Source organism: Alkalicoccobacillus gibsonii, assembly GCF_016798245.1.
GTDB classification, from domain to species: domain Bacteria; phylum Bacillota; class Bacilli; order Bacillales; family Bacillaceae_D; genus Alkalicoccobacillus; species Alkalicoccobacillus gibsonii.
On record NZ_JAEUZA010000002.1, the window covers coordinates 112,117 to 123,652 of the forward strand.

The window sequence follows — 11,536 nt, forward strand, 5'->3', positions numbered from 1 at the left end:
ACCGAATTACTCCATAGATAGGAAGGTATTCAGCGTTTCAACTTGCTTGTCTTCAATTCCTTCAAAATCAAATGGCAGGGTAGGAATATCAGCTAAAGGTGCGCGATTGCTTAATTCGATATCCGCATTTCCTGGCAGGATGTATGCATCGGCAACAAGCTCCTGAGCCTCGTCAGATAAAAGGAAGTCCATGTAGGCTTTCGCACCTTCTAGATTTTTAGAATCAGCTATGATACCAGCTGCACGTGGGCTGATGACTGTACCACTTTCAGGATAATAAATGTCAACCGGTTCGCCACTGTCCTTCGCTTTGTACGTCATGTAGTCTACAGCTGCAACAACTACGTCTTTATCTCCGGTAATCACAGCATCAAGAGATTCCTTATTTGCTCCAGCAACAAGAAGACCATTATCCTTCCAGCTTTGAATAACATCCCAGCCTTTTTCATCGCTATCCGTTAATCCATACAAAAAGTCTACAGCAGAGCCAGACGAGGTTGGGTCTGGCATTGTTACGCGGCCTTCCCACTCAGCTTCACCAAATGCTTCCCAATCCGCATCAAGGGATTCAACTTGGTTTGTGTTGTAGGCAACACCTAGAGCCGAGGCACTGTAGCCGTAATAGTAATGATCAGAATCATTCCAATCTGGATTCATACTATCTGCATTCTCAGGCTCGTAGGGTTGAAGCTTCTCCTCAGATTTCAGTCCTTCCATTGAAGGAATGGATGCTAGAACAACAACATCAGCAATCGGGTTATTCGATTCTGCTTCAAGACGAGAAAGAATCTTCCCTGTCGTGCTTTGGAACATTTCAACCTTTAAGCCTGTTTTTTCTTCAAAGGCAGCTTGAATGTTCTCAGCTAATCCTTCAGGACCTGCAGAGTAAACCGTTAATGTATCACTTGTTGAATCAGCTTCTGCTGAAGCTGTTTCTGTATTTGTATTCTCTGTCTTTTCTGTCGCCTCCGCATTATCTCCACAAGCTCCAAGTAGGAAAAGTGATGCTGACACCCCTGCAATAGTTAATAGGTTACGTTTTTTCATATCATTATGCCTCCCGTTTCATTAGTGAATGGATAGATTGTTCGTCAATATAAAGTGTGATCGCAGAACCTTCTTCATGAGGTTTATGATCATAAACCTTCCAAAGCTGTTCATGCGTATTTACAAAAATGACATAGCGGTCGCCCTCGTACATGCTTTTTGCCACAATACCCGATCTTAAAATGGTGTGCTTTCGAGGGTGTAGAGAAATATTCTCTGGGCGAATCATTTGATCTTCTCCTTCTAACCAGTTAGTCTTCCCAATGAAATTTGCTACATAGGAATTAGCTGGCGTGTGATAGATCTCTTCTGGAGAACCGGTTTGGACAACTGAACCAGCGTCCATCACGATCATCGAATCGGACATCGCCATTGCTTCTGATTGATCATGTGTAACAAAAATCCCTTGAGACCCGATGGACTGAAGGATTGTTAAAATTTCCTCCCGCATTTCATCACGTAGGACCGCATCAAGGGCACTTAATGCTTCATCAAACAAAATCAATTTTGGCTGAATGGCAATGGCTCGCGCGAGGGCCACACGTTGTTGCTGACCACCAGACAGATCACCGGGCAACATGTTCGCTTTTGCTTCAAGCTTCACCCGACTCAGTGCCTCACGTGCCAGAGTCAGCCGCTCTCGTTTAGATACCTTGCCACGAAGGCCAAATGCGATGTTATCAAGCACATTCATGTGTGGCCACAATCCAAAGTCCTGAAAGACCATAGCGATCTCTCGTTTATTTGGCTTAACGTTGATCTTCTTTGTTTTAGAGAAGATTGTACGCTCATCAAACGTTAAGTCGCCCGCAGTTGGTTCAGTCAGGCCAGCCAACATTTTAAGTAAGGTTGTCTTTCCGCAACCTGATTGACCGAGGATGGTGACAAAGCTGTCTTTAATTGTGAGATCAATCGGTTTGACTGCTTGTACGGAGCCAAAGCGTTTCTCGATCCCATTCAAACGAATGATCATGTGACCCTCTCCTCATTTTTCTCTTCGTCTATAGTTTAGGGACAAAATATTTAGAAAGGATTAACGCATTGTTAACAATCCGTTAAAACGATTCTGATAAACTCAACACATCGTTAGAATATATCTAAAATACTGTAGGAGGATCTAGTGAATATTCAAAAGCTGCACGTCTTTCTCTCATTAGTTGAAACGAAGAAAATGACACAAACCGCAAGACTACTAGGACTATCTACTCCAACGGTCTCGTTTCACATCAAATCATTAGAAGAAGAATACGGAGTCAAACTCTTTCGAACCAATGCCGGCGGCTACAAACTAACAGATGTCGGTGAAATGCTTTATCATTACGCACAGCAGTTGCGTCAGGTAAATCAGGCGATGGAGAAAAGTGTGGAGGATTATAAGCAGGGGGGACATGGTTCAATTATGCTTGGTGCAAGTGGTGTACCAGCACAAATCTATATGCCTAAGCTGATTCATCAATTGGCAGAACGTTATCCTAAAATCAAAGTATCACTCGATGTACAAACAGCACCAGAAATTGAAAAAAAGCTCCTATTACAGGAGCTTGATTGTGGCTTAGTCATGGAAACAGGCAAAAAAGAACCAGAGCTACACTATGAATCCATCGCAAATGACAGGATTGTGCTCGCATTCAGCACATCCCATCCTTTTTCTAGCATTAGAGCCTTTGAGAAGGTTGATATGAGGGGCCAGATTCTACTCGTCCATCGACTCTCAAGTTCCACAGGTCATTTCTCTGAAACGTGGCTCAGAGAACAGAATTTAGAGATGGAAATGATCCAGCTTGATTCTGTTTCAACGATTAGTCGCATGCTTTCTTATGGTAAGTCGGTTGCTCTCATTTCTAAGAAGTTAATTGAAAAGGAAGACCACCTAGCCTATATCGAATTTGAAAATCCAGAGCTTGAGAGGCAGATTTATTTTGTGTATCATCGCAATCTATGGATGGGCGCTCCATTTATGCATTTTCAGGAGCTAGTAGGCGAGATAAAAGAAGTGGGTGAGCAACGAATAGCGAATTAGACCATACATTGAACAAAAACAATTGCAGAGAGCTTTCCTAGAAAAAGGGCGGTAAGTAGCTTTTTATAGGAAGGCTTTTTTGTGTCTTTAAGCTATTTGTTTTCTGGTGGACCCAAGGGGGATTCTCCTCTTTTTTAACATCTATCAACCTATAAAATCTCCATTCCAACCACCTTTTTACAGAAGGTGGCGGTTACATAAAAAAGATTGATTCGGCAGCCGTAGCATCTATGTAAAGTGAGTAAAATTCATCCGATAGATGAAGTAATACATGTTTGTCTCACGAGGACATGTGTCGATGAAACTTTAGAAATGGGGAAGACCACATGTCCAACAAGAAAAGAAGAGCATTATCATCAAGAGTACACACTTCATTAAAAACAAAATTACTTCTATCTTTTCTTTTAGTACTAATCATACCGAGTTTTTTAATTGCGATTATTTCCTTTCTCAGTGCAAGTCAGAACGTTGATAAACAACTCGATGGTTCAGCCAAAGAGAGTCTATTCATTATAAATCAGACAATTAGTAGCTTTATTTTAAGTCAAATAGAAAACATTGATTACTTATCAAGCACAAGTGATGTGGCTTCCTTTTTAGAGGAAGATACACCAGAACAACGAATGCTTCTAGATGATTTTCAAGCTTCGCGTAGAAATGTGGAGCTGACCTTTGTGGGAACAGAGCAAGGACACTTTATCCAAGCACCCAACGATTCCCCAGTTGATTCAGATTATGATCCACGCGTACGCCCATGGTATGAGCAGGCGTTTAATCAGCCAGGAGAAGTAGTTATAACCCCTCCTTATGTCTCTGCTTCGACAGACTCGCTTGTTACAACCATTGCGAAAACAACGGATGATGAATTAGGTGTGGCAGGTCTTGATATCACATTAGATGCACTGACGGACTTGTTTACGAACACTTCAATTGGGAAGGAGGGCTATGTCTTCCTTTTAGATAATGAGAATCGATATTTGGCACATCCAACGGAAGCGGTAGGAGAGCCGGCAAGCGATTCGTACCAGGCTTTTCAAGAATCTGATTCCGGACAAGTGGATACAAATGTAAATGGGGAAGCAGCGACGCTAAGCTTTCAAACGAATCCGGAAACAGGGTGGAAAATCGTTGCAGTCTCCTTCGACAAAGAAGTAGCTCAGGCTGCACAGCCCATTTTAGTGACATCTGGAATTGTCACATTGGCTTCGATTGTTGTAGGTATGGTGCTTGTCTTATTATTGGTTCGATCGATTACTGGACCCCTACGTAAGCTAACAGACTCTGCTGAACAGATGAGTGAAGGGGACCTGAGGGTATCATTTAATGTGACTTCAAATGAAAAAGATGAAATCAATCGTTTAAGCCGGGCATTTGATCTGATGAGGGGCTCCCTATCAAATATGATTTCTCAGGTTCAGGACAAGTCTCAATATGTAGCTGCTTCCGCGGAAGAACTGTCTGCAAGCGCAGAGGAAAATACAAAAGCAACGGAGCAAATTTCAGCGGATGTACAGGAAATGGCACATAAGGTGGATCGTCAAAAAGATCTGATTCAACAAGGAAATGTGGCAACGCAGAAGATGACAGAGAGCGTTTCATCCGTAACAGGCCGTGCCAATTCGGTTCTTCAAAATACAGTTAAAGCTACAGAGGCTGTGGAAGACGGCAGTGCAGCCATTTCTAACAGCATTCAACAGATGCAGCAGGTAAAGCAAACGGTGGAAGAACTTTCGTACAGCGTCACGGGTCTTGGCAACAAGGCAAAAGAGGTTACGAAAGTGATTGATGAGATTACAGGAATTGCTGAACAAACCAATCTCCTAGCCTTAAACGCAGCCATTGAAGCGGCACGTGCAGGGGAGCAAGGAAAAGGCTTTGCCGTTGTTGCTGAGCAGGTCCGCAAGCTTGCTGAACAATCAGCTGACTCTGCAAAGGTGATCAAATCGACACTTGAAGCCGTGCAAAAAGAAACAAATCAAACGACTGTAAAGATGAATGAAAGTACAGAACAAGTCCAAAAAGGAATTGAAGTAGTGAACCAAGCGGGCACTACCTTTAACGTAGTAAAACAATTCATGGAAGGTGTCTCAGACGATGTTCAAAACGTGAACGAAGAAACGAAGCACCTAGATGCCGGAACGAAGCAATTTATAGAAGCCTTCAGAGAAAACTCTACGATTGCAGAGATGACTGCAGCCAACTCTGAAAACGTGACAGCTTCAACAGAGGAGCAGCTTGCATCCATGCAGGAAATCGCTGCTTCGGTTACCAGCCTTTCGCAAGTGGCGGAGGAGCTGCAGGACTTGGCGTTGCGGTTTGAGTTATAGAAGGAATAACAGAAAACACACTCTGGATGCCCGGAGTGTGTTTTTCCTTTTACTTACATATCATCTGTCATACTGCGCTTAAAGAATACGAGAACAAAGATTATAGAGGCAAGAACCCATAATGAAATAACACCTACGGGAAGCCATGATGTTGTATTATGAAGCTCAATTGCTTGAACAATCGGAAAATACTCAATGATGGTTGATGCGATCTTATTATTTTCAAAGAAATCGAGCACTAATAGCAAAGGTGTAAATCCAAAGAGGAACATGATTGGCATGGAGTAGACATAGGTTGATGCGATACTTTTTGCAAAGAGTCCAACGCCAATACCTATCGATAGAAAGAATATAAACAATAAGAAGATAGCTACGATGACACGTAGTTCTAATAATGGTTCAAACCCTAGAATAAATCATGAAATAGTAAGAGTGACAACAGTGAGGAGTGTCGTCAATAAACTCTTACCCACAATAATGTCAGCAAACGTTGCAGGCGATTGAATGAGGCCACGTAATGTATTCTTTTCATTTTCTTCAGCCATCATTGTTAACATCGTGTTAGTGGTAACAGCGGAGAACGTGATGCCGATAATGGTGTAAAGGCTAAATATTAATGCTTCATCTCCGCCTTCAGTCATTTGGCTGTACATTAATGCCATTAATATAGGAAGAACCGCCGTTACAAGTAAAATTGTATTCTTCAAAAAATCCTTATAATCCTTTTCAAAAATGGCAGCTATGCGTTGAGTATTCATTAGACAAGCTCCTTTCCTGTAACTTTTAAGAAGATTTGGCCAAGCGTTGGGTGGTCTGAATGCATGGACTTGATTTGATTGGTTGCGATTAGTTCTTGAATTTGGTTTGCATTTTCTGGTTTGTTTTTGATGACCATCTGATCACCATCGTAGGTTTCTACGTGGAATGCTCTCGTAGAATATTTATACCTAAGCGCAGCAGGACTATCGACTTCTTGCAATTCACCTTCATGAAGGAACGCAACGCGATCACATAACTCTGTTGCTTCTTCCATATTATGGGTTGTTAAGAAAATGGTTGTTCCGGCTTCGTTTAATCGTTGCAACCCACGATGAATGTGCGTCATGTTTGCAGGATCCAGTGCAGATGTAGGCTCATCTAGAAAAACAAGCTCTGGTTTGTGAATCAATGCTTTAGCAAGAAGAACACGTTGCTTCATTCCTTTTGATAATTTTGAAACGATGCGAGACCCATCATCCTGTAAATTTACTTCTTTTAAAAGAACATCAATTTGCAAAACAGGCACTCCGTATAATTTACAAAAAAGTTTTAAATTGTCATAAACGGTTAGTCGCTCGTATAGAGAGCTGTTATCAGATAAGATCCCAATCTTTGATTTAAATGAAGCAGATCCAAATTTTGATGTTTCCATCCCTAGAACCTTAACCTCTCCAGACGTTGGTGATAATTCACCTGTGAGGATTTTATTTGTTGTTGTTTTACCAGATCCACTTGGTCCAAGTAAGCCAAAGATTTCTCCTTTTTTAACATGTAGCGTTACATTTTTAATGGCTGTGTGTGAGCCAAATGTCTTCTTTAATCCGTTTACTTCGATTACGTTTTCCATTTTGTTGCCCTCCCTTGTTTATCTGTCTCTATCATAGACCGCACAAGGGGTTGCTGCATTCGAATCATTATGAAATGTACCTAAAAGAAGACGAATGGTACCTAGATTTCACTTGAATGGTGTCCATTTCTTCTTATGTGATTCACTTAATTTGATGAACGGTACCTATCGTAAGCTAAATCTTTCTTGAATCTCCTGGATCTTTGTTCGTGACAACGGAATGGTCGATTGAACACTATTATCAATCCGAAGCGAATACGCATTTTTTGACCAAGTGATGATTTCACGTACTTTTTGCAGGTTCACAATATAAGACCTGTGGCATCGATAAAATCCATATACATTTAACTTCTTTTCAATCTCTGAAAGGGTTAGATCCATCAGGTAAGATTGATCATTAATCACAATCTTTCCCTTTCCATCCTGACTCTCTATGTAATCAATCTCTAATGGGTCAAATAGGATGATCTTATCGTCAACCTTCGCTGGGATTTTAAATAAATGATCAAATGAGGTTTTCGGTGTGTCCTCTGTTTCCTCCTCGTTTGGCTCCTCATCAATCTCTATTTTTTTTAAGCCACTTTGTTGCAGCTTATATGGAATGTCCCCTAAAAGGAGTGCATGCTCCATATTCGAAACAAAGATTAAAGTCGGGATTGCGTCTTGTTTAATCCGTTCTAGCATAGCGACAAATGTTTGTGTTGTTAGGACGTCTACACCATGAATGGATTCAACAAAGACCATGGAGCCAGGTGCGCTAAGTAAATACTTAATATAATGAACTCTGCGAACCTCAGAAACAGAACATTTATGTAACGGCTTTTTTGCAATGGATGCTAAATCGAATTGAACAAGAATGTCGTGCAGCGTTAATTTACATCCAAACCATTTATGATAAAAAGAAACATTCTCTTGTACTGTGAGACGAGTATACAAACCATCCTTTTGATCAAAGATGGGAGTGGTTATTTGAGTTTGTAACTTCTTAATAATCTCTGTTTGCAAATCCGTATTGCTATAGACTGTAGTCACTTCTTTATCACTTGTAGTTAGAGAAAATGCTGGAATAGATTCAGATGAAATCATGTCTTGATCAATGCTGAAAGTAGTCATGACGTTGCCCCTTTGTACAAACATTCTTGTAGTCTTTTGTTAAGCGTACAATATTGGAGACTATTGTCAATTTAAAAATTTGTATTATTTCCTCGAAAATAATTTGTCATTTCGTTCTATCTGTTATACTATAAATATAACAGATAGAACGAAAGGGGTTAGAAAGTGATTATTACGCTCGATTTTGAATCGAAGGATGCAATCTATACTCAAATTATTCAACAAGTCATTATTGGAATAGCGAAGGGTGAGCTTCAACCTAATGATCCTTTGCCATCCGTACGTTCCTTGGCTTCAGACATTGGAATTAACTTGCATACAGTGAATAAAGCGTATCAGCAGTTAAAACAGGATGGATACATTTTAATCCACCGACAAAAAGGTGTTGTGATTCACCCTGATGGTGTAATAAAGGCCGATTCTGCATATATAGAGAGCCTTAAACAAACGCTTAAGCCGATCATGGCTGAAGCGGTATGCAGAGAATTAAAGGAAGAAGAGTTGATAAGTTTATATAAAGAAGTGTTACACGAATTTAAAAAAGGAGATGAGTGAGAATGACTTCAAGTACACTGATTGCCATGTTATCATTAATATTCTTACCAATAGCCTTGATTTTGGCGAGTACACCTTATTTAACTCGTAAGACAGAGAGCTTTGGTGTATCTATTCCAGAAAGTGTATATGGTGAGAATCAACTACAGAACATGAGAAGGCGCTACGCTCAGTGTATGGTGATCTTAAGTGTCATTTTAATGGGTGGATTTACTGGTGGTGTCTTGATGCTTTCATTACATGAGGAGACTATTGGTATCTTCTTTGCCGTAGCCATTATCTTATTTGTAATCGGAGCCTTTTTCGTTTACTTAAAATTTCATCGTGATATGAAGGAACTAAAAAAGAATGCAAATTGGGCGAGGGAGCGAGCACAAAAGATCGTTGTGAGAACGGACTTTCGTAGTGAGCGAATAACGTATTCGAATATGTGGTACATTGTTCCCGTTTTAATGGTGCTTCTGACAACTGTGCTGACAGCTATTTTTTATGATCGCTTACCAGCCTTGCTGCCATTGCAGGTTAACTTTGCTGGTGAGGTAACACACGCAGTGGAGAAAAGCTATCGTGCAGCTTTCTTTATGCCGATTATGCAATCATATTTGATCATACTTTTCCTTTTCATAAATGTAGTCATTGCTAAAGCGAAACAACAGCTACAAGCAGATGACCCAGAAAAGTCCTTTCAGCAAATTCGGGCATTTCGCAAAACATGGTCACTGTTTCTCCTTTTAAGTACGATTTTATTAACAATCATGTTTTCATTTATTCAATGGACCTATTTCTATCCAGTTGATTACACCATCGTTCTAGTGGTCACACTTTCTGTCACTGCTGTTATATTAATTGGTGCGCTATGGCTTGCCTTCAAGACTGGCCAAGGAGGAAGTAGAGTTCATACAGATCACTCTGCACAGACTGATCATATTGACCGAGACAATGATCGATACTGGAAATTGGGTCAAATTTACGTAAACCCAAACGATCCCTCTTTATTTCTAGAAAAACGCTTTGGGGTTGGCTGGACAGTTAATTTTGCAAGACCAGTTGCATGGCTCCTGCTCGCGGGTGTAGTTATCACAGCAATTGGCATACCTATGTTACTTACAATGTAGAGGATAAAATTCATTCAAATGAACGATAGCCAATCTGCTCTCATATTGTATACTAGGTATTAGTTTATCTTAAACGATGGGGTGCAAGTATAATGAACCTTGAACAAATATATCAAGAGTTAATAACATCAATAAAAACAGAAAATGTATGCCTTGCTGAACCTCTCAGAGATCATGTGTACACAAAAATGGGTGGGAATGCAGACTTATTTGTCACACCTGAAAGTATAAATGAGTTGAGAGCAGCATTAGATATTCGGAAATCACATCACATGCCATTAACGATCCTTGGAAGTGGCTCAAACGTCATTATTAAAGATGGTGGCATTCGTGGTATGACAATTGGTATGGGTAAATTAACGAATCTCTTTATTGAAGGAGATAAAATGATTGCTCAAGCTGGAGGAACGATTATAGGTGCATCAAGAAAAGCACTTGATCATAATCTTTCCGGACTTGAATTTGCTTGCGGCATACCAGGTAGTGTCGGTGGGGCATTGTATATGAATGCTGGTGCCTACGGCGGAGAAATCTCCGAAGTGTTAGAACGAGCAACGGTTATGACTCAGGAAGGCGATATTTTGACGATTGAAAAAGAAGACTTAAACCTTGGATATCGGAAAAGTACGTTCCAAAGCAACGACTATATTATTCTTGAGGGCGAATTCAAGCTGACCATCGGAGATCCAATTGTCATCAAGGCCAAAATGGATGCATTGACTGAAGCAAGGGAATCCAAACAGCCACTTGAGTATCCTTCATGTGGAAGTGTCTTTAAGCGCCCACCTGGTCATTTCGCAGGAAAGCTTATTCAAGACAGTAACCTACAAGGAACAAGAATTGGTGGAGCAGAGGTTTCCAAAAAGCATGCAGGCTTTATTGTGAACATCGATGGAGCCACATCAAAAGATTATTTAGATTTAATTAAGCTCGTTCAAAAAACGGTAAAAACCAATTTTCAGGTTGAATTGGATACTGAAGTCATTGTGCTTGGCGAAGATCTTAAATAAAGAAAGAGAAGCGTAGAAATCACTCTGCGCTTCTTTTTTATAGTAAAATAAGGAAGATACATAGATACATTCATTTAATTGGGGGCCACTAGATGAAAAAGGTAGAAAAGATGGATAAGCACTTAGAGCAAATGAAGCCACCTCTTCAAACGGCTGATATTCAAAAGGTCGTACAAGCAGCGTACCAAATCGATTTAAATAGCAAGATCGTGCAGGACCATAATTTCGCCCAATTTTTAAAAGAAAACCAATCAGGTCAGCAGATTCGTCAATTTATTAATCAGACATACGGAATCAACCTCGATGCCATCTCCGCTTTAGAAGGTTCGCGCATCTCCCTTTACTCCAAAAATCAATGGATCGTTCAAGATGATCAAGATCTATTTGTAGTCTGGACAGGAATTGGTGATGTTGACGTAAAGGTCTATCCAACTGATCTGTACAAAAACAAAACAAATACCTCATCACTACCTAGCGAGTTAAAAGCCTCATTACAATCGCTTGGATATCAGCCCGATGAACAGAGTGGCGGCTACTATTACAAGGATCCAGCCGGACAAGCTGTACCAGATTCCTTTAAAGGCCAGACGATGGGAGCCATTATGCAGGTGGTGAGGGGTTTAGATGAGGAGATTTAAAAAGGTCATATAAAGAGGCTGTTAAGCCCCTTTATATGACTTTTATTTTATATGAGTACAAATTATATCACTCACTCTCTACAAAAATTGGTTCCAATCCATAGT

12 protein-coding genes are annotated in these 11,536 nt (G+C 40.4%); 6 read left to right on the forward strand and 6 right to left on the reverse strand.

What is annotated here, in order from left to right:
• Positions 1-6: 6 nt before the first annotated feature.
• Together JNO66_RS07450 and JNO66_RS07455 are read right to left on the reverse strand one after the other, a co-directional pair.
• Entirely contained in the window at positions 7-1,047 is a 1,041-nt protein-coding gene (locus JNO66_RS07450) for an ABC transporter substrate-binding protein (RefSeq protein ID WP_203087640.1), read from the reverse strand.
• Between the two features lie 4 nt (positions 1,048-1,051).
• Positions 1,052-2,020, reverse strand: a complete 969-nt coding sequence (locus tag JNO66_RS07455; RefSeq protein ID WP_203087641.1) for an ABC transporter ATP-binding protein — start codon at positions 2,018-2,020, stop codon at positions 1,052-1,054.
• Between the two features lie 147 nt (positions 2,021-2,167).
• On the opposite strand from JNO66_RS07455, the gene JNO66_RS07460 reads away from it, so the two are divergent.
• A complete protein-coding gene (locus JNO66_RS07460; RefSeq protein ID WP_203087642.1) occupies positions 2,168-3,067 on the forward strand; it encodes a LysR family transcriptional regulator in 900 nt (299 codons plus the stop codon).
• Positions 3,068-3,393: 326 nt separating this feature from the next.
• A complete protein-coding gene (locus JNO66_RS07465) occupies positions 3,394-5,394 on the forward strand; it encodes a methyl-accepting chemotaxis protein (RefSeq protein ID WP_203087643.1) in 2,001 nt (666 codons plus the stop codon).
• A gap of 53 nt (positions 5,395-5,447) precedes the next feature.
• Here JNO66_RS07465 and JNO66_RS20535 read toward each other — a convergent pair whose 3' ends face one another.
• The 4 genes from JNO66_RS20535 to JNO66_RS07480 all read right to left on the reverse strand — a co-directional run bounded on the left by JNO66_RS20535 (position 5,448) and on the right by JNO66_RS07480 (position 8,113).
• On the reverse strand, positions 5,448-5,753 hold the full coding sequence (locus JNO66_RS20535) for a hypothetical protein (RefSeq protein ID WP_246483206.1): 306 nt from the start codon (positions 5,751-5,753) through the stop codon (positions 5,448-5,450).
• A 57-nt stretch (positions 5,754-5,810) separates the two neighbouring features.
• The gene (locus JNO66_RS20540) at positions 5,811-6,152 is read right to left on the reverse strand and encodes a hypothetical protein (RefSeq protein ID WP_246483207.1); all 342 of its coding nucleotides are present in this window, start codon (positions 6,150-6,152) and stop codon (positions 5,811-5,813) included.
• Positions 6,152-7,000 (reverse strand): ABC transporter ATP-binding protein, encoded by an 849-nt coding sequence (locus JNO66_RS07475; RefSeq protein ID WP_203087644.1) that lies wholly within the window; start codon positions 6,998-7,000, stop codon positions 6,152-6,154. The genes JNO66_RS20540 and JNO66_RS07475 overlap by 1 nt, the downstream gene beginning before the upstream one ends.
• Positions 7,001-7,165: 165 nt before the next feature.
• Positions 7,166-8,113, reverse strand: coding sequence for a LytTR family transcriptional regulator DNA-binding domain-containing protein (locus tag JNO66_RS07480; protein WP_203087645.1), 948 nt, complete (start codon positions 8,111-8,113; stop codon positions 7,166-7,168).
• 165 nt (positions 8,114-8,278) lie between these two features.
• Between JNO66_RS07480 and JNO66_RS07485 the strand changes: the two genes are divergently transcribed.
• The 4 genes from JNO66_RS07485 (at position 8,279) to JNO66_RS07500 (ending at position 11,431) form a co-directional block, all read left to right on the forward strand.
• Positions 8,279-8,668, forward strand: coding sequence for a GntR family transcriptional regulator (locus JNO66_RS07485; protein WP_203087646.1), 390 nt, complete (start codon positions 8,279-8,281; stop codon positions 8,666-8,668).
• Positions 8,669-8,670: 2 nt separating this feature from the next.
• On the forward strand, positions 8,671-9,783 hold the full coding sequence (locus JNO66_RS07490) for a DUF1648 domain-containing protein (RefSeq protein WP_203087647.1): 1,113 nt from the start codon (positions 8,671-8,673) through the stop codon (positions 9,781-9,783).
• A 92-nt stretch (positions 9,784-9,875) separates the two neighbouring features.
• Positions 9,876-10,793: a UDP-N-acetylmuramate dehydrogenase gene (gene murB / locus JNO66_RS07495; RefSeq protein ID WP_203087648.1), complete on the forward strand. Its 918-nt coding sequence runs from the start codon at positions 9,876-9,878 to the stop codon at positions 10,791-10,793.
• Positions 10,794-10,885: 92 nt separating this feature from the next.
• Complete coding sequence (locus tag JNO66_RS07500; RefSeq protein ID WP_203087649.1) at positions 10,886-11,431, forward strand: hypothetical protein; 546 nt, start codon at positions 10,886-10,888, stop codon at positions 11,429-11,431.
• Positions 11,432-11,536: the final 105 nt, after the last annotated feature.